The sequence below is a fragment of the Oscillibacter sp. ER4 genome, from assembly GCF_000765235.1.
Lineage (GTDB): Bacteria > Bacillota > Clostridia > Oscillospirales > Oscillospiraceae > Hominicoprocola > Hominicoprocola fusiformis.
In genome coordinates, this window is record NZ_JPJG01000031.1 from 1 (window position 1) to 18,158 (window position 18,158).

General features: G+C 59.7%; 15 protein-coding genes. 5 read left to right on the forward strand and 10 right to left on the reverse strand.

The window, feature by feature from the left end; genetic code table 11:
* The coding region (locus NI20_RS15500) for a hypothetical protein (protein WP_206538567.1) at positions 1-361 on the forward strand (361 nt) is incomplete at its 5' end.
* On the opposite strand, the gene NI20_RS0105235 is transcribed toward NI20_RS15500, so the two are convergent.
* Positions 311-1,195: an RluA family pseudouridine synthase gene (locus NI20_RS0105235; RefSeq protein ID WP_033120400.1), complete on the reverse strand. Its 885-nt coding sequence runs from the start codon at positions 1,193-1,195 to the stop codon at positions 311-313. The genes NI20_RS15500 and NI20_RS0105235 overlap by 51 nt on opposite strands.
* Before the next feature lie 128 nt (positions 1,196-1,323).
* Here NI20_RS0105235 and NI20_RS0105240 point away from each other — a divergent pair, with 128 nt between their 5' ends.
* Complete coding sequence (locus tag NI20_RS0105240; RefSeq protein WP_081958381.1) at positions 1,324-2,736, forward strand: glycosyltransferase; 1,413 nt, start codon at positions 1,324-1,326, stop codon at positions 2,734-2,736.
* Positions 2,737-2,772: 36 nt separating this feature from the next.
* On the opposite strand, the gene NI20_RS0105245 is transcribed toward NI20_RS0105240, so the two are convergent.
* The 9 genes from NI20_RS0105245 to NI20_RS0105285 form a co-directional block, all read right to left on the reverse strand.
* A complete protein-coding gene (locus NI20_RS0105245; RefSeq protein WP_033120401.1) occupies positions 2,773-3,054 on the reverse strand; it encodes a hypothetical protein in 282 nt (93 codons plus the stop codon).
* A 10-nt stretch (positions 3,055-3,064) separates the two neighbouring features.
* Positions 3,065-4,423 carry an 8-oxoguanine deaminase gene (locus NI20_RS0105250; RefSeq protein ID WP_033120402.1) on the reverse strand — a complete coding sequence of 453 codons (1,359 nt, stop codon included), beginning with the start codon at positions 4,421-4,423 and terminating at the stop codon, positions 3,065-3,067.
* Positions 4,424-4,685: 262 nt separating this feature from the next.
* Positions 4,686-5,669: an ABC transporter permease gene (locus NI20_RS0105255; RefSeq protein ID WP_033120403.1), complete on the reverse strand. Its 984-nt coding sequence runs from the start codon at positions 5,667-5,669 to the stop codon at positions 4,686-4,688.
* Between the two features lie 3 nt (positions 5,670-5,672).
* Positions 5,673-6,764 carry an ABC transporter permease gene (locus tag NI20_RS0105260; RefSeq protein WP_033120404.1) on the reverse strand — a complete coding sequence of 364 codons (1,092 nt, stop codon included), beginning with the start codon at positions 6,762-6,764 and terminating at the stop codon, positions 5,673-5,675.
* Positions 6,757-8,265: an ABC transporter ATP-binding protein gene (locus NI20_RS0105265; protein ID WP_033120405.1), complete on the reverse strand. Its 1,509-nt coding sequence runs from the start codon at positions 8,263-8,265 to the stop codon at positions 6,757-6,759. Before NI20_RS0105265 ends, NI20_RS0105260 begins: the two co-directional genes overlap by 8 nt.
* A 257-nt stretch (positions 8,266-8,522) precedes the next feature.
* The gene (locus tag NI20_RS0105270) at positions 8,523-9,743 is read right to left on the reverse strand and encodes a BMP family ABC transporter substrate-binding protein (protein WP_033120406.1); all 1,221 of its coding nucleotides are present in this window, start codon (positions 9,741-9,743) and stop codon (positions 8,523-8,525) included.
* 217 nt (positions 9,744-9,960) lie between these two features.
* The gene (gene arcC / locus NI20_RS0105275; protein ID WP_033120407.1) at positions 9,961-10,896 is read right to left on the reverse strand and encodes a carbamate kinase; all 936 of its coding nucleotides are present in this window, start codon (positions 10,894-10,896) and stop codon (positions 9,961-9,963) included.
* A gap of 81 nt (positions 10,897-10,977) precedes the next feature.
* Positions 10,978-12,171, reverse strand: a complete 1,194-nt coding sequence (gene ygeW / locus NI20_RS0105280; protein ID WP_033120408.1) for a knotted carbamoyltransferase YgeW — start codon at positions 12,169-12,171, stop codon at positions 10,978-10,980.
* A gap of 200 nt (positions 12,172-12,371) precedes the next feature.
* A complete protein-coding gene (locus tag NI20_RS0105285) occupies positions 12,372-13,769 on the reverse strand; it encodes a YgeY family selenium metabolism-linked hydrolase (protein ID WP_033120409.1) in 1,398 nt (465 codons plus the stop codon).
* Positions 13,770-14,023: 254 nt separating this feature from the next.
* On the opposite strand from NI20_RS0105285, the gene NI20_RS0105290 reads away from it, so the two are divergent.
* The 3 genes from NI20_RS0105290 to NI20_RS0105305 all read left to right on the forward strand — a co-directional run bounded on the left by NI20_RS0105290 (position 14,024) and on the right by NI20_RS0105305 (position 18,148).
* Positions 14,024-14,665 carry a transcriptional regulator gene (locus tag NI20_RS0105290; RefSeq protein ID WP_033120410.1) on the forward strand — a complete coding sequence of 214 codons (642 nt, stop codon included), beginning with the start codon at positions 14,024-14,026 and terminating at the stop codon, positions 14,663-14,665.
* A 3-nt stretch (positions 14,666-14,668) separates the two neighbouring features.
* Positions 14,669-16,150, forward strand: a complete 1,482-nt coding sequence (locus NI20_RS0105295; protein WP_033120411.1) for a pyridoxal-5'-phosphate-dependent protein subunit beta — start codon at positions 14,669-14,671, stop codon at positions 16,148-16,150.
* Positions 16,151-16,903: 753 nt separating this feature from the next.
* Positions 16,904-18,148, forward strand: coding sequence for a threonine synthase (locus NI20_RS0105305; RefSeq protein ID WP_033120413.1), 1,245 nt, complete (start codon positions 16,904-16,906; stop codon positions 18,146-18,148).
* Positions 18,149-18,158: the final 10 nt, after the last annotated feature.

An 18,158-nucleotide genomic window follows, 5' to 3' on the forward strand; every position in this document is an offset into this window, starting at 1 on the left:
TGCCGCCTGCAATTCACAGACAGCAAGCCCTTTCAGCTGCTTGAACAATTTTTACTTCAGAATATTGTCTAACTTTTTGGGGTCACTTCACATACGCCAGTATGGGGAGATTTTTTCAACCGATTTCATCTCAAAAATTCATTGGCAAAACTGCTTCGCACCGAAAAAGAGCAAATTTTGTGCGGAGCCGAGGCGCGGCGGCGCAGGCATGCTGTCGCATGGCAAGACGGCGCAACGAAGGAGTCAGTGCAAAATTTTCTCTTTTACGGCGCATGTTTTCTTATGTGGAGCCGGCCAAAACGGTGCTTTTTCATTCCATCAAGCGCTGCATATCCTGCGGGATAGGCGCTGTAAAGTGTAATTTCTGTCCGGTGACCGGCTGGGTGAACCACAGCTCGTATGAGTGCAGCGCGGGGCGGGCGATAAGGGTTTTGTCCTCCGTGCCGTAGAGCCAGTCGCCCGCGAGGGGATGGCCGAGGTATGCCATGTGGACGCGAAGCTGATGCGTGCGACCCGTCTGTGGGCGCAGGCGCAGGAGCGTGAAGCGGTCGTTTACTTGCAGAGTCTCGTACTCTGTGAGGCTCGGAAGTCCGTCCGCGCGCACGCAGCGGCGGATGATGGAGCCCTCCGCGCGGCCGATCGGCGCGTCGATGACGCCGCACGGCGGCTCGACTGTGCCGACGGTGACGGCGCGGTACTCGCGCCGCAGATCGCTTGAATGCAGCGCGCGGCGCAGGCGGTCGTGCACATAGCCGCTCTTTGCGGTGATGAGGAGACCGGACGTTCCCTTGTCGAGCCTGCTGACAAAGTGCGGCACGCTGCCCTCGCCGAGATAATTCGTCAGCATCGCGGCGAGGCTCGGCGCGGAGGCGTCGCCCGCCTTTGGGTGCATGGCGATACCCGCGAGTTTGTTGAGCACGAGCAGGTCGTCGTCCTCGTAGACGATGTCGGGCTTTGCCGCATTTGCGCAGTACAAGTCCTCGCGCGGCGTACGCTCGCTGAGGACGACGCTGACGGTGTCGCCCGCGTGGACGATTGTGTTGACATGGACGCTCTGTCCGTTCAATAAAATGGCGTTTTCGCGCCATTTGAGGCTTTTGAGCAGCGTGTAGGAAAGCTGAAGACTGCCGCGCAGGATGCCTTTGACCATGCGGCCGTCCTCCTCCGGCGTCACGGTGTATGTGAGAATGCGCATGGAAGCCCTCCTTTCCCGAAGTAAACAGCGCGTAAAATTCACACATAGTATACCATCTTCGCGCGAAAAATGATATACTGAATCACACTTCGGCGCTGCCGAAAAACAAGCAACAGGAGGGCAATGGCATGGACAAGAGAACCATCTGCCTTTTGAACGATTCCTTTCCGCCCGAGATCGACGGCGTGGCGAACGCCGTCGTGAACTACGCGAAAAACATCACGAAAAGCGGCGAAAACGCCATTGTCGTCACGCCGACAATGCCCGGCGCGGACGACAGCGCGTTCCCATTCCCCGTGCTGCGCTACCCGAGCATCGACACGCGCAAGAAGCTCGGCTACGTGGCGGGCTATCCGTTTTCACCCGAGACCGCGCGCGTGCTGACGGAGCAGAAGGTCGAACTGATGCACACGCATTGTCCCATCACGTCGTGCCTGCTGGCGCGCTCGCTGCGCGCCGTGGTCGACGCGCCGCTCGTGCTGACGTATCACACGAAGTACGATGTCGACATCGCCAAGGCTGTGCGCGGCAAGCTCTTGCAGGAGAGCGCCATTCGCGCGCTGGTGCAGAACATCGCAAGCTGCGATGAGGTCTGGGTCGTGAGCCGCGGGGCGGGGGAAAATCTGCGCTCGCTCGGCTACGAGGGCGACTACATCGTGATGGAAAACGGCGTGGACGTGCCGCGCGGGCGGGTGTCTGACGAGGCCATCGCCGCGGCGACGGGCAGATATGACCTGCCGCAGAACGTGCCGGTCTTTCTCTTCGTCGGGCGGCTGATGTGGTACAAGGGTATCCGCATCATTTTAGACGCGCTGAAAACGCTGCGCGAGAAAAATGTCGACTTCCGCATGGTGTTTGTCGGCGAGGGCGCAGACGGCGCGGAGATCCGCAGCTATGCGGAAGAGCAGAAGCTCTCCGACCGCTGCTTTTTCACAGGTGCGATCTCTGACCGCGAGATCATCCGCGCGTGGTATGGCAGATCCGACCTGTTTCTCTTCCCGTCGACGTTCGACACGAACGGCCTTGTCGTGCGCGAGGCCGCAGCCAGCGGTACGGCGACTGTGATGATCCGAAATTCCTGCGCGTCCGAGGGCGTGGGCGACGGGCGAAACGGCTTTTGCATCGAGGAAAACGCCGCGGCGATGGCGGCAAAGCTCGAAGAGCTCTGCCGCGCGCCAGAGGTGATGCAAGTGGTCGGCGAAAACGCCCAGCGCGAGCTGTACGTTTCATGGGAGACGGCGGTGCAGCGCGCCATGGCACGCTACGAGGTCGTCATCGACAATTACCGCAGCGGAAAATATCCGAAGCGCGAGCGCTTCGGCGACGAGTTTTTCAAAACGCAGGGTGGGCTGATGGAGGCCTTTGCCAGCGTGGGCGAGCTGAGCGAGGAGATCGCCGCGGGGCTGCGCATTGAGCGCGACGAGGCGTTGCAGACAATTGTCCGTTCGCGGCAGGAGCTTCGCGGGCGGTTCGGCGAGACAAAGCAGGAGCTCGCCGAGCGCTACGAGACGATTTTGCAAAAAGTGGACCGCTATTTATGAGAAAAAGACGAGCGAAAATTCGCTCGTCTTTTCTTTTTAATCTTCGTGTTTTGGCTTTTCCGCGGCGAACCACATGTTCCACTGGAAGGAGTACGCCCTACGCGACGCCTCGTCCGCGCAAATTAGACGCACGCGCGACGGCTGTGCGTGCTCATAGCCGTAGTCCATGATGGCGCGCAGGAGGCGGTAGGCGGCCTTCAGGTCGCTGTCTGTGCAGGAGAGGGCCAGCGTGTCGCCGTCCGTGAGCGGCAGAAGTTCGGTCGCATGGTCGGAAGAGGGGAGGGCGGAAATGTCCCCGCAGATGATCTCAACGGTCATGGCAGCCTCCTCAGCGGTTCAGATACGCGCGGCACTTCGCCTCCGCGTCGTGCGCAAGCTGTTCTTCGTCGACTGTGACAAGATGACCGTGGTCGACCGTCACGCGGCCCTGAACGACTGTGTAGTCAACGGGTCCGCGCACGCCGACAGTGCCGAGCACGCTTTTGGGGTCAAAGCACGAGCCGACGAGCTCGAGCCTGCGCGAGTCGATCATGAAGAGGTCGCAGCACTTGCCGACCTCGAGCGAGCCGATGTCGTCGCTGCGGCCAAGGATGGCCGCGCTGCCGCATGTTGCCATCTTGAGCACGTCGTAACCGCTGGGGGCAGCTTTGCTGCTGTTCAAACGGTGCAGCAGGAACGCGACGCGCAGTTCCTCCATCAGCGATGAGCCGTCGTTCGAGGCTGAACCGTCAACCGCGAGGCCGACCGGCACGCCGAGCTTCAGCATCTCGGGCACGCGGGCGACGCCGGAGGCGAGCTTCATGTTCGAGATCGGGCAGTGCGCCACGCCGGTGTGCGTCTTTGCCAGCACGCGCAGCTCCTCGTCGTTGAAGTGGATGCCGTGAGCGAACCAGACGTCGCTGCCCGTCCAGCCGAGGCGCTCCATGTACTCGAGCGGGCGGACGCCCTCGCGCGCGAGCATGAAGTGTTCTTCGTCCTTCGTCTCGCACAGGTGGGTGTGCAGGCGCACGCCGTACTCTCGTGCGAGCACGGCGCTCTCGCGCAGAAGGTCGGCAGACACGGAGAACGGCGAGCACGGGGCGAGCGCAACGCGGTGCATCGCGCCGAACGACTTGTCGTGGTATTTCTCGATGACACGGGCGGAATCGGCCATGATCTCGTCGACCGTCTGCACGACGCTGTCGGGCGGCAGGCCGCCGTCCTTGACAGAGAGGTCCATACTGCCGCGCGAGGCGTACATGCGCGCGCCGATCTCGTCCGACGCGGCAAACTGCGCGCCAATGAGGTCGCCCGCGCCCGCAGGGAAGACATAGTGATGGTCGAAGCAGGTCGTGCAGCCGTGCTTCATCAGCTCGCCAAGGCCCGTGAGCGTCGAGAGGCGGATGACGTCCTCGTCGAGGTTTTTCCAGATCTCATAGAGCGTTTTGAGCCAGTCGAAGAGCTCCATGTTCTGTACTTCCGGCAGGTTGCGGGAAAAGACCTGATAGAGATGATGGTGCGTGTTGACAAGGCCGGGGTAGCAGAGCATGTGGCTCGCGTCAATCACCTTTTCCGCCTCCTGCGGCAGATTTTTACCGATCGCGCGGATGAATCCATCCTCAGCATACAGATCGACGTTTTCATAAACCGTGTCCGCGTCATCACACGACACCAGCGAACGAATGTTTTGAATGAGCAGAGTAGACATAGCAATACCTCTTAGACCCGCGCCAAACGCAGGCAGATTTAGTGAAAAATAGCAAGAAGCGCATTTTGCTGCCTCCAGCGGCAAAACAGCTCAAAAGCCTCGCAGAGTTTCACGCCGCGCACGGCGTGAAATAAATTGAAATTCGTCGCGGAGGACGACATGCGCGTCCGCAGCGACACTTTGCAGCGATTGGAGCGGTGAACGACAAGCGCTGAAACTTGTCTAAAACAAAAGCACCCATCGGGTGCTTTTGTTTTAAGATTTATCTCTCTTCGCGGAAGTAGCTCAGACCCAGCGATGCGGGCGGCTGAACCTCGCGCTTCTTGCGCAGCGACACGATGATCAGAACGACCAGCGTGACGACGTAGGGGAGCATCTTGTAGAGCTCCTTGATAGCAAGGTTGGTGCCGGTGGGGATGAAGATATAGAGGATGTAGAACCCGCCGAACAGGATGGAGGCCAGCACGCTGACGTTCGGACGCCAGATCGTGAAGATGACGAGCGCGATGGCGAGCCAGCCGCGGTCGCCGAAGGCGTTGTTGGACCAGACGCCGCAGGCGTAGTCCATGACGTAATACAGACCGCCGAGACCCGCGATCATGCTGCCGATGCAGGTGGCGAGGTATTTGTACTTCGTCACGTTGATGCCGGCTGCGTCCGCCGTCGCCGCGCTCTCGCCCACGGCGCGCAGGTGAAGACCCGTGCGGGTGTGCTTGAGGAAGTACGACGCGAACAATGCGATGACGATGGCGAGGTAGGCAAGGAAGCCGTAGGACAGGAAAACCTGACCGAACCAGCCGCCGACATTCAGGGATTTGCTGAAATAGGCGCTCGTCGCGCTCAGCGCGATGGAGGGGACTTCGCTGTCGGTCAGCTTGATGAGCGAGCCGCCGAAGAAGTTGCCGATGCCGACGCCGAACGTCGTGAGCGCAAGACCCGTGACGTTCTGGTTGGCGCGCAGAGTAACGGTCAGCAGGCAGTAGAGAAGGCCCATCAGAAGCGAGCCCAAAAGCGAGCAGAGCATCGGGATACCGATGGCGAGGAACGCGTTCATGTCGGCAGCCGGGGTGGACTGCTCGTAGAAGAACGCGCCGATGACGCCGCAGATACCGCCGACGTACATCACGCCCGGAATGCCGAGGTTCAGGTTGCCGGACTTTTCCGTCAGGATCTCACCGGTGCTGCCGTAGAGCAGGGGAATGCCCTGCATGACCGCACGGGGAAGGAAAGAAGCAAGATCAAACATCGCTCACGCCTCCTTTTTGCCCTTGCGCAGGCTGACCTTGTAGGTGATGAAGAATTCGCTGCCGATGATGAAGAACAGGATGATGCCCGTCAGGATATCGGCGAAGGAGTGGTTCAGGCCGAACACGCTGGAGATCTCGCTCGCGCCGCGGCTCAGAACCACGATAAGAAGGCTCGTGAAGATCATCATGATGGGGTTGAACTTGGCCATCCAGGAGACCATGACCGCAGTGAAGCCGCGTCCGCCGACGATGGTGGTGGTCAGCGTGTGGTCCGTACCGGCGGTGAGCAGCAGGCCGATGAGGCCGCAGATCGCGCCGGAGAGGATCATCGTGCGCACGATGACGCGCTCTACCTTGATGCCCGCATAGCTCGCGGTGCGCTGGCTCTCACCGACAACGGCGATCTCATAGCCGTGCTTGCTGTAATTGAGATAGATATACATAACGCCCGTGAGGATCGCCACAAGCAGGATCGGGAGGAGATAGCGCTGGCCGCCGAGAACGGGGAGCCAGCCAGCCTCGGTATTCTGGTTGATGATACCGATCTTGCCCGAGCCCTTGGGCACTTCCCACACGATGATGAAGAACGCGGCGAGCTGTGTCGCGATGTAGTTCATCATGAGCGTGAAGAGCGTTTCGTTCGTGTTCCACTTGGCCTTGAAGATACCGGGGAGGAAGCCCCACAGCGCGCCTGCCGCGACGGAGGCGACGATCATAATGACGATGAGAAGACCGTTGGGAATCTTGCCGCCAAGGCAGATCATGCAGGCCGCGGTGGCAAGGCAGCCGATGAGCACCTGACCCTCGGCACCGATGTTCCAGAAGCGCATCTTGAACGCGGGCGTGACCGCGAGCGAGATGCCGAGCAGGATCGCGAGGTTATGGAACGTGACCCAGCTCTTGCGCGACGTACCGAACGCGCCGTAGAGGATTGTGGAGTAGACCTTGATGGGATTTTCGCCCGTCAGCAGCGTTGTGACGATCGCGCAGACGATCAAAGCGAGCACGATCGCGCCGCCGCGGATCAAAACGGCCTTGTACCAGGGGAGCGTATCGCGCTTGGCGATGTGGAAGAGCGACTGTTTCTTATTCATCCTTGTTGCCTCCCCTCACGAGCGTCATCAGTGCGCCGACCTCGCGCTTGTTGGTCTTTCTGGCGTCGACCACGCCGGAGACCTGACCGCCGCAGAGAACGACGATGCGGTCGCACAGCTCAAGCAGCACGTCGAGGTCTTCGCCGACATAGACGACGGCGACGCCGCGCATCTTCTGCTCTGTCAGCAGGTTGTAAATGGTATAGGAGGTGTTGATGTCCAGGCCACGCACGGCGTAAGCGGTCATCAGCACGGCGGGGGACTGGGCAATCTCGCGTCCGACAAGCACCTTCTGCACGTTGCCGCCGGACATGCGGCGCACGGGGAAGGACGTGCTGGGCGTGACGACACCGAGCTCTTCCCAGATGCGGTTAGCGAGCGCTTCGGGATCCTTGCGGTTGAGGAACAGCCCCTTACCCTTGCGCCAGGAGCGCAGCATCATGTTGCCCGTCATGCCCATCGAGCCGACCAGGCCCATGCCGAGTCGGTCTTCGGGGACGAACGACATCGAAATGCCGCTCTTGCGGATCTTCATCGGGTCGAGACCGACGAGTTCCTTTTCCTTGCCGCCGTCGGGCGGATAGAACGTGACATGGCCGGAGGCGACGGGGTAGAGGCCCGCAATGGACTCGAGCAGCTCGCGCTGGCCGCTGCCTGCGACGCCCGCGATGCCGAGCACCTCGCCCGCGTTGATGGTGAAGCTGACGTCATCCAGACGCTTGACGCCAAGCTCGTCGTAAGCCGTCAGGCCTTCGATGACGAGGCGCTTTTCAACGTCCTTCGGCTCGGGGCGGCTGATGTTCAGGCTCACCGTGTGGCCGACCATCATGTCGGTCAGCGATTGCTGGTCGGCGTCCTTGGTGGCGACGTCACCGACGTATTCGCCCTTGCGCAGCACGGCCACGCGGTCGGACACGTCGAGCACCTCGTGCAGCTTGTGCGTGATGATGATGAGGGACTTGCCGTCGGCCTTCATGTTGCGCATGATGGCGAAGAGTTTGTCCGTCTCCTGCGGGGTGAGCACTGCGGTCGGCTCGTCCAGAATGAGAATGTCCGCCCCGCGGTAGAGCACCTTGACGATCTCGACGGTCTGCTTCTGCGAAACGGACATGTCGTAGATCTTCTGATTGGGGTCGATGTCGAACCCGTATTTGTCGCAGATCTCTTTGACCTTTTTGCTGGCTTCGGCAATGTCGAGCTTGCCTTCAAGGCCGAGGATGATATTCTCCGTTGCGGTGAAAAGATCAACGAGCTTGAAGTGCTGGTGGATCATACCGATGCCGTGTTCGAACGCATCCTTGGGGGAGGCGATCGTGACGGGTTCGCCGTGAATGTAGATTTGCCCCTCGTCGGGGAAATAGATGCCGGAGAGCATGTTCATCAGCGTCGTCTTGCCGCTGCCGTTTTCGCCGAGCAGCGACAGGATCTCGCCCTCGTGCAGCTCAAGGTTGATGGCGTTGTTCGCCACCACTTTGCCGAACCGCTTCGTGACATTCTCCATTTTAACTGCGCATGCAGTTCCCAAGGCGGTCACCCCTTTTTCCGCTGGAGGGCACAGGAAGAAAGCCCCGCAGCATTGTATTTGTACAAGTCATATATTAGCATAATTGAACGGCGTTGTAAATGTAAAACAGAAAAAAACACAAAAAAAATTAGAAGCGTACAAAAATTTTTAGCAAAATAGCGAAAAGTGCCATAAAAAGAAAAAAGATATCGGGCTGCCCGAAGGCAGCCCGATATGTAGTTTGCAAGAGAAGCTTAGAACGCCTGGTCGAGCAGCGTGATGCCGTCGATCTGGAGCTGGAAGTACGGGGCGGAGCGGAAAGTGGACTCGGCAAAATAGCCGTCCACGATGGCCTCGGTATCAGGCGTGTAGTCGGCATCGGTGTCGACGTCGGCCATGGAGGAGGTCAAGGTCTGGCCGTCCACGGTGAAGGTGGAGCAGTCGAAGACATGGAGCTCACCGCTCTCGAGCTTGGCGGTCGCGTCGGCGATGGCTTCAGCGGTACCCTCGGCGGCAACATTCTCGTTCAGGTCGGTCAGCACGACGGAGCCGGTAGCGAGGGTGCCGGTCCAGTCGGCGTCGATGGCGTCGCCGTTCATGGCAGCCTTGATGGCGTACTCATAGTAGGGGGCCCAGTCGATGCGGGAGGAGATCAGATAGGTGTTGGGGCAGGCGGCCTCGGTGGAACCGTTGTAGGAAACGTCGGGGACACCGGCGGTCTCGCAAGCGGTGGGAGCGCCCATGGAGTCGGCGTGCTGGCTGATGAGCTTGCAGCCGTTCTGGATGAGCTTCTGCGCGCCTTCCTTCTCGGCGGTCTCGTCATACCAGCTGCCGGTGAAGGTGACTTCCATCGTGGCAGTGGGGCAGACGGAGCGAGCGCCCAGGAAGAAGGAGGTGTAGCCGGAGATAACCTCGGCATAGGTGAAGGCGCCGACGTAGCCGATCTTGGCATCGTCCGCGGAGAACTCACCGTTGGCGATCATCTCGTTGAGCTTCATACCGGCAGCAACACCGGCGAGGAAACGGCCCTCATAGATGGAAGCGAAGGCGTTGTGGTAGTTGCTCAGACCCTCGGTGTGCGCCTTGGTGCCGGTGGAGTGGCAGAACTGCACGTCGGGGAAGTCCTTCGCGGCCTGGATCATGTAGTCTTCGTGACCGAAAGAGTCGGCGAAGATGATGTTGCAGCCAGCGTCGGCGAGCTCAGCGGCCTTGTCGTAGCACTCCTGACCTTCGGGAACGTTGGTCACGATGGTGTACTCGACGCCGAGCGTCTCGCAGGCCTCTTTCGCAGCGTTGATGAAGTTGAGGTCGTAGGTGGAGTTTTCGTCGTGGAGCATGATGAAGCCGACCTTGAAATCGGCAGCATCGGTGTTGTCCTGGGTGTCGCCGTTGTTGGAGTCGTCCGTCTTATCGCCGCAGGCGACAAGGGCGAGAACCATCACGAGACTCAGGAGCAGTGCAAGGAACTTCTTCATTTCGGTAAATCCTCCTTAAATTTTACGGCAATCAAAAGATTTGAATACCGTTATCACCATGATACATAAAAAGGAAAAATTTAGCAACAGGAAAAAGAAAAAATGAGGGTCAAACTTGACCAAAAAAGCAGCATGAATTTTTGTCCATAGCGGAGAAAGCACGAAAAAAAGGGCCCGCTTTTCGAAACGGACCCTTTTTAGAAAGGTTTGGCGGGATTTACATCTGTACGAGGGTGCCGGTCTTGCCCTCGATGCCCTCGGCAGCCTTCTCAAGAAGGGTGATGAGCGCAACGCGGCCGGGCTTGCTCTCTGCAAACGACATGGCGGCCTGAACCTTCGGCAGCATGGAGCCGGGGGCAAACTGCTTTTCGTCGATATACTTGCGCGCCTCGTCCGGCGTCAGGGTGTCGAGACCCTTCTGGTCGGGCTTGCCGAAGTTGATGGCGACCTTCTCGACCGCTGTCAGGATGACGAGCATGTCCGCGTCGAGCAGCTCTGCGAGCTTGGCGGTGGCGAAGTCCTTGTCGATGACCGCGGGCGTGCCGTAGAGCTTGCCGTCACGGCAAACGACGGGGATGCCACCGCCGCCGACCGTGATGACGACCGTACCGTTGTCGACGAGCGCCTTGACAGTGTTCTTTTCAATGACGTCGATCGGCTTGGGGGAGGGAACGACCTGACGGTAGCCGCGGCCGGCATCCTCGACCATGGTGTAGCCCTTTTCCGCGGCGATGCGGTCGGCGGTCTCCTTGTCGTAGAACGCGCCGACGGGCTTGGTGGGATGCTGGAAGGCGGGGTCGGCCTCATCGACGAGCACCTGCGTCACGACGGTCGCGACGTCCTTGTTCATGCCGCGGGAGGCGAGCTCGTTGCCGATGGCGTTCTGCAGGTGGTAGCCGATATAGCCCTGGCTCATCGCGCCGCACTCGGGGAAGGGCATGTCGGACTTGATGGCCCCCGCCTCGGCGGCGGTGGCCATGCCGAGGTTGATCATGCCGACCTGCGGGCCGTTGCCGTGGGCGATGATGACCTCGTTGCCCTGCGCGATCAGGTCGACGATGGGCTTTGCGGTCTTGGTGACGAGGGCGAGCTGCTCGTAGGGGGTGTTGCCCAGCGCGTTGCCGCCCAGGGCGATGACGATTCTCTTGCTCATGATGACTATCTCTCCTTGATTTTTTAAAAACTCTCTTCTCTCAAAAGCGGCTGACCCGCCTTTTTACATATGAAATGCGCCTTAGAACATCTTGCGCTCTTCGCCGCTCTTGTCCATCTCCATCAGGGCGCGGACGGGATCCTTGACCTGCGCGAGGAACATCATTGCAGCGATGATATACGGCTTGTAGGAAGCCTGCTTGTACAGGGGGATGATATAGCGGTCGAACACGCTGTTGTCGACCTCGCCCTCAGGGCAGGAAAGACCGGTGATGTCGGCGGGCAGGCAGTGGAGATAGAGCGCCTTGCCGTCCTTGGTGAGCTTCATCATCTCTTCGGTGCAGGCCCAGTCCTTGTGCTCGGCGTTCTGCGCGAGCAGCTTTTTCTCCAGCTCGTCGATGCCGTCCTTGTCGCCGGCCTGATAGAGCTTCGTGCGCTCCTCCATGGCCTTGAACGGCGCCCAGGACTTGGGATAGACGATATCGGCATCCTTGAAGGCTTCCTTCATGTCGTTGCACTTCTTGAAGCTGCCGCCGGTGGCCGCCGCGTTCTTCTTGGCGATCTCCTCGACCTCGGGCATGACCTCGTAGCCTTCGGGGTGAGCGAGGGTGACATCCATGCCGAAGCGGGTGAAGAGGCCAATAACGCCCTGCGGGACGGAGAGGGGCTTGCCGTAGCTCGGGGAATAGGCCCAGGTCATGGCGACCTTCTTGCCCTTGAGGTTCTCCACGCCGCCGAAGTAGTGGATGATGTGGAGCATATCGGCCATGCACTGCGTCGGGTGGTCGACGTCGCACTGGAGGTTCACAAGCGTCGGGCGCTGTTCGAGGATGCCGTCGCGGTAGCCCTCTTCGAGCGCGTCCATGAAGGTCTTCTGATACTTGTGGCCCTCGCCGATGAACATATCGTCGCGAATGCCGATGACGTCGGCCATGAACGAGACCATGTTCGCCGTCTCGCGCACGGTCTCGCCGTGTGCGATCTGGGACTTCTTTTCATCGAGCACCTGCTCCTCAAGACCCAGCAGGTTGCACGCGGAGGCAAATGAGAAGCGCGTGCGCGTGGAGTTGTCGCGGAAGATCGAAATGCCGAGGCCGGAATTGAAGATCTTCGTGTTCTTGTTGCGCTCGCGCAGGTCGCGCAGCGCGTCGGCCACGGTGAAGACCGCGTCGATCTCCTCGTCGCTCTTGTCCCACGTCCAGTAGAAGTCGGTCTTGTACATGTTATTGATGTGCAGCGTCTCAAGGTGGCGTGCCAGTTCAACAGTCTTGCTCATAGATAATTTTCTCCTTTATTTTATAGTATATTAAAAATCGTTTGAAATATTTGCGCCGCGCACGGAGCAAATGATCTTGATCCGTTTTTTGCCGCGACATGCGCGTGGCAAAAAACACTTCTCACGCAGCGCGCGTCGAGCCAAAGGCGAGGCGCGAAGCGGAGTGCAGCCTCTTAATATCAAATGACGGGCGAAGCACGTTATTTGATATTATTGCCCGTTAACTCCTGACGGAAGGAGGTGGCGGAGCCGTCCTTGTTCTCGGGCTTGTAGAGACCGGGGACAGCCGCGTACAGCGCCGCGCAGGTGACGAGGTCCTGCTTCCAGGTGATCTCGTTGGGCGCGTGGGCCTGAGATTCAGCGCCGGGGCCGAAGCCGACGCAGGGGATGCCGTAGCGACCCTGGATGGATACGCCGTTGGTCGAGAACGTCCACTTGTCCGTCAGCGGGCGGCCCGTGCGCGTGGACATGGCCTTTTCGTCCGCGCCGATGCGCTCGGTGCCCCAGAGGGCGTGGTGCGCGTCGACGAGCGCCTGCACGTGGGGCGCGGTCTCCTTGTTGATCCAGGTGGGGAAGAAGGCCTCGGTCTCGTAGACGTGGCCGGTCCAGGACGGACGGTCGTACATGTACATGGAGACCTTGATATCCTTGGCGTACTTCTTGCACGCGGGCAGGTCTTCAATCTCCTTCAGGCAGGACTGATACGTCTCACCCGCGGTCATGCGGCGGTCGATGGAGATCGAGCAGCTGTCGGCGACGGCGCAGCGGGAGGGAGAGGTGAAGAAGATCTGGCTCGTGGTGCAGGTGCCGCGGCCAAGGAAACGCGCGTCCTCCCAGTGCTCAGGATTATACTTCGGATCGAGCATCTTGACAAGGCCCTTGATCTCCTTGTCATCAGCGGCGTCGTTCTCGTTGAGGTCACGTACGTTCAGAATGACCTCGGCCATCTTGTGGATGGCATTGTCGCCGCGCTCAGGCGCGGAGCCGTGGCAGGAGACGCCGTGCATGTCGACGCGGATCTCCATGCGGCCGCGATGACCGCGGTAGATGCCGCCGTCGGTCGGCTCGGTGGAGATGACGAATTCGATCTGGTTTCTCGCATCCTCGGGGCCCTTGAAGTATTCGTTGACGATGGACTGCCAGCACATGCCGTCGCAGTCCTCCTCCTGCACGGAGCCGACGACCATGATCTTGTAGCCCTCGGGGATGAGGCCGAGGTCCTTCATGATCTTCGTGCCGTAGGCCGCCGCGGCCATGCCGCCCTCCTGGTCGCTGCCGCCGCGGCCGTAGATGACCTTGTCATCCTCGTAGCCCTCGTACGGGTCGTGCGTCCAGTTTTCGCGGTTGCCGATGCCGACGGTGTCGATGTGGGAGTCGATGGCGATGATCTTGTCGCCCGAGCCCATCCAGCCGATGACATTGCCGAGCGCGTCGAACTCGACCTTATCGTAACCGAGCTTCTTCATCTCCTCGGCGATGCGGTGGGCGACGCCCTTTTCCTCGCAGCTCTCGCTGGGGATGGCGATCATATCACGCAGGAAGCGGGTCATATCGGGGCCGTAGGCCTGTGCGGCTTTCTTGATGGCTTCGAAATCCATGGTAAAACCTCCGTTAAAAGTAATAGTATTTTCTGTCGATCGGGGTCAATTTTCTGTTACACTGTCTTTATCATAGCATAAGAACAGCAGTTGTCAAACAAAAAATTTGCATTTCAAAAATTTTTTAAGAAAGTGATTGCAATTCGATCAATTTATGGTATTATAGGGATGAAAGAACATGCCCGTTCCGATGGAAAGCTGTGCAATTTGCACAGCAAAATAGGGCGGACGGGCGATCGGAGGAGGGATAGACCATAGAAGCCGCAACGCTGAAGACCCTGGAGCAGGTCGCAAAGGGCATCGCCGCGACCTTTGGCAGCCATTGCGAGGTGGTGATCCACGATGTGGGCGCCAAGCACCCCGAGCATTCCATCGTTGCCATCGAGAACGGCCACGTCACAGGCCGCAAGGTGGGCGACGGCGCGTCGCACGTTGTTTTAGAGCAGGTGCGTCAGGCCGATGCGCAGCCGAGCGACCACTTGAGCTACCTCACCAAAACGCCGGACGGGAAGATATTGAAGTCATCCACCATGTACATCCGCGGCAGGAACGGCAAGGTCGCCGCAATCCTTGGCATCAATTACGACATTTCCTCGCTCCTGATGGTCGAGGATGCGGTGCACGAGTTGATCGACACAAAGGATAAGACGCAGGGCGAGCCGGAAAAGATCGTGAACGTCAACGACCTTTTGGATGAGCTCATCGCCCAGTCTGTCGCGCTCGTTGGCAAGCCCGTCGCCTTGATGAATAAGGAGGACAAGATGCGTGCCATCGGCTTTTTGAGCCAGAGCGGGGCGTTCCTCGTCACAAAATCCGGAGACAAGATCGCAAAATACTTCGGCATATCCAAATATACACTATATTCTTATATTGACAAACAACAGGAGGAGAAGTGAACCATGGGCAAGATCGATTTGACCATCAACAAGACCGGCCTGCAGCACAACATTGAGAAGGCCAAGGAAAACAACGTTATCATCCCGACCATCGCGCAGATGCAGCATCCTGAGACCATCCCTGAGAAAATTCAGGAAAAGCTCAAGACTGTCGGCCTTTGGGACGTCAACCCGCTGAACCTCTTCCGCATCACGTGGAAGAACGAGGCCAAGGAGTCCGGCGGTCTCTTCCAGGAGGTGCCGAACTATGTCGAGATCCCGTCCGAGCTCTCCGGCGTTCCTTGCCGCATCCTCGCCATGGCGGGCAAGTGGTTCCCCACGGGCTGCCACAAGGTCGGCGCTTCGTTCGGCTGCCTCGCCCCGCGCCTCGTCACCGGCCAGTTCGACGCGACGTATCATCACGCCGTGTGGCCCTCCACCGGTAACTACTGCCGCGGCGGCGCATTCAACTCCAAGCTCTTGGCGGTCGACTCTGTCGCCATTCTCCCCGCGGAGATGAGCAAGGAGCGCTTTGAGTGGCTCAGCAAGATCGCCGGTCAGGTCATCGCAACGCCGGGCTGCGAGTCCAACGTCAAGGAGATTTTCGACAAGACCTGGGAGCTCAAGCAGGACCCCAGCATGATGATCTTCAACCAGTTTGAAGAGATGGGCAACCCGCTGTGGCACTACAATGTCACGGGCTACGCCCTTGCAGACCTCTTTGAGGCGGTCAAGAAGCCCGGGCAGAAGCTCGCCGGCGCGTGCTTCACCTCCGGTTCCGCCGGTACGATGAGCGCGGGCGACCTCCTCAAGGAGCGTTATCCCGGCATGAAGCTCGGCGTGGGCGAAGCGCTCCAGTGCCCGACGATCCTGAATAACGGCTTCGGCGGCCACCGCATCGAGGGCATCGGCGACAAGCACATCCCCTGGATCCACAACGTGAAGAACACTGACATGGCCATCGCCATCGACGACGAGGATTCCCAGCGTTTGCTGCGCCTTTTCAACACGGCAGAGGGCAAGAAGTACCTCAAGGAAGAGCTCAAGCTCTCCGACGAGCTCATCGAAAAGCTCACTTGGCTCGGCATCTCCGGCATTGCAAACGTCCTGTGCTGCATCAAGATGGCCAAGTACTATGAGCTGACCGAGGACGATGTCGTCTGCACCGTTCTGACCGACTCCGCTGTGATGTACGGTAGCCGCATTGAGGAGCTCAACGAGATGCACGGCGCGTACAACGCCGAGGAGGCCCGCCTCGACCACAACCTTCACATGCTCGGCCTGAAGACCGACAGCATGATGGAGCTGACGTACGAGGACCGCAAGCGCATCCACAACCTCAAGTACTACACCTGGGTCGAGCAGCAGGCGCGCGACGTCAAGGACCTCAACGCGCTCTGGTATGACACCAAGGGCACGTGGGACGCTGTCCACGCGCAGGCGAAGGAGCTCGACGAGCTCATCAACGAGTTCAACGAGGCCACCGGCCTTCTCAAAGCGCTCTAAGAGCGCGAAAGGGGAGCAGGAACCCCTTGCTCCAAACCCTGTTAGGATGATAAAAGGGGGTATCTCGAAGAGATGCCCCCTTTTTTATACCCCTCAAAGGGGGGGACGCGCCCTGCGGGCGCGGGGAAAGCAGCGCCGCAGGCGCTGCACGAATGCGACCCCCATTTTCTTTCCCGAGAAAGAAAACGGGCGTCGCCCGTCCAAAAGAAAGGCGTTAAGATTGGCAGTCTCAGGCTTGAAGGGGCCTTTGGCCTCTGGAATGCAACTGTTCGCGCACGGCGAAGCCGCGTTAGCATTGCTATACGACTTGTCTCTGCTCCTATCATCCGCTGCCGCTCTGCCCATCTTGTAGAAGTGTGCAGTAATCACCATCTACCGCCAGTCTCCACAATGCGGCGCGCGAAGCAATGCCGCATTCGGCAAGCAGTCTGCCGCCAAGCAAACGTCACTCGCGCCTCACGATAGTAAGGCGCGGTTGAGAGTTGTCACGAAACGCAGGGGTTCATGGCGAAGCCATGTACACTGCACCTGATTGCGCAGCGCGTGCAGCTCTTCAAGATAAAAACTGCCAATGTGCGGGGTCAAGGGGTAAGACCCCTTGCCTTTCTCTGGGGGTTCCAAAGGGGGTATTCTCTTTGGAAAGAGAATACCCCCTTTGTCTCGCGTCCCCCCTGCGAATAGGGGGACAAAAAGCAGCAGCGCTTTCACGCTGCAAAAACCCACCGCGCAGCGCGCGGACAATAAGGAGTTATTATGTTAAAAAACGTCAAATGCGCCCGCTGCGTCAAGTGCGGGAAAGAATACGAGGCCACGGCGAACCTCACGAACTGCTCGTGCGGCGGCATTCTCGACATCATCTATGACTACGACTACATCAAAAAGAACCTGACGAAGGAAACGCTCAAGTCCCGCCCGAACACAATGTGGCGCTACCGCGAGCTGCTGCCGGTGGAGGAAACAACGCCCGACACGCCGCTGCGCGTGGGCTGGAGCCCGCTCTACGAAGAGCCGCGCCTTGCAAAGCAGCTCGGCCTTAAAAAGCTCTGGGTCAAGGACGACGGACAGAACCCGACGGCGTCGCTCAAGGACCGCGCGTCCGCCATGGCGGTCGCCAAGGCGGGGGAGGCGGGCGCGAAGATCATCGCCTGCTCGTCCACGGGCAACGCCGCGAGCTCTCTTGCGGGCAACGCCGCGGCCGCGGGCCTCAAGACCTTCATCTTCGTTCCCGAGCGCGCGCCCAAGGGTAAGGTCGCGCAGCTGATGACCTTCGGCGCAAACGTGATCTCCGTCAAAGGCAACTATGAAGAGACGTTCGAGCTATCGAAAAAGGCCATCGACAAGTGGGGCTGGTACAACCGCAACGCGGCCATCAACCCGTACCTCTCCGAGGGCAAGAAGACCGTTTCGATCGAGATCGCCGAGCAGCTCGACTGGAAGATGCCGGATTATCTCGCCATCTCCGTCGGCGACGGCTGCACCATCGCAGGCGTGTGGAAGGGCCTCAAGGACCTGTACGCCATCGGCTTTATCGACAAGCTCCCGCGCCTCATTTCCGCGCAGGCCGAGGGCTGCCACCCCATCAACCGTGCCATCGCGGAGAACAAGCCCTGGGAGCCGATGGAGGAGAACACGCTGGCCGACTCCATCGCCGTCGGCGTGCCGCGCAACGCGGACAAGGCGCTCATGGCGATCCGCGAGTCGAACGGCATCGTCGTGAACGTGACGGACGAGGAGATCATGGCGGCGCAAAAGCTGCTCGGCACGACCTGCGGCGTCTTCGGCGAGCCCGCGGGCGTCACTGGCACGGCGGCAGTCAAGAAGCTCTGCGAGCAGGGCGTGCTCGGCGCGAACGACACGGTCGTCTCCGTCGTCACCGGCAACGGCCTCAAGGACGTTGCCAACGCCATCAAGTTCTGCGGCGAGCCGATGAGCCTGCCGAACGACCTTGACCTGCTGGTCGAGGAGTTCGCCAAGCGCGGCATTAAGACCGAGGCGTAAGAGAGAACAG

Bases quoted from the DNA above. Each gene is read 5' to 3' on its own strand.
- NI20_RS0105235 (WP_033120400.1), bottom strand. From the start codon at position 1,195: ATGCGCATTCTCACATACACCGTGACGCCGGAGGAGGACGGCCGCATG.
- NI20_RS0105250 (WP_033120402.1), bottom strand. From the start codon at position 4,423: ATGTCTACTCTGCTCATTCAAAACATTCGTTCGCTGGTGTCGTGTGAT.
- NI20_RS0105265 (WP_033120405.1), bottom strand. From the start codon at position 8,265: ATGGAGAATGTCACGAAGCGGTTCGGCAAAGTGGTGGCGAACAACGCC.
- NI20_RS0105240 (WP_081958381.1), top strand. From the start codon at position 1,324: ATGGACAAGAGAACCATCTGCCTTTTGAACGATTCCTTTCCGCCCGAG.
- NI20_RS0105260 (WP_033120404.1), bottom strand. From the start codon at position 6,764: ATGAATAAGAAACAGTCGCTCTTCCACATCGCCAAGCGCGATACGCTC.
- NI20_RS0105255 (WP_033120403.1), bottom strand. From the start codon at position 5,669: ATGTTTGATCTTGCTTCTTTCCTTCCCCGTGCGGTCATGCAGGGCATT.
- NI20_RS0105270 (WP_033120406.1), bottom strand. From the start codon at position 9,743: ATGAAGAAGTTCCTTGCACTGCTCCTGAGTCTCGTGATGGTTCTCGCC.
- arcC (WP_033120407.1), bottom strand. From the start codon at position 10,896: ATGAGCAAGAGAATCGTCATCGCCCTGGGCGGCAACGCGCTGGGCAAC.
- NI20_RS0105245 (WP_033120401.1), bottom strand. From the start codon at position 3,054: ATGACCGTTGAGATCATCTGCGGGGACATTTCCGCCCTCCCCTCTTCC.
- NI20_RS0105305 (WP_033120413.1), top strand. From the start codon at position 16,904: ATGTTAAAAAACGTCAAATGCGCCCGCTGCGTCAAGTGCGGGAAAGAA.
- ygeW (WP_033120408.1), bottom strand. From the start codon at position 12,171: ATGAGCAAGACTGTTGAACTGGCACGCCACCTTGAGACGCTGCACATC.
- NI20_RS0105295 (WP_033120411.1), top strand. From the start codon at position 14,669: ATGGGCAAGATCGATTTGACCATCAACAAGACCGGCCTGCAGCACAAC.
- NI20_RS0105285 (WP_033120409.1), bottom strand. From the start codon at position 13,769: ATGGATTTCGAAGCCATCAAGAAAGCCGCACAGGCCTACGGCCCCGAT.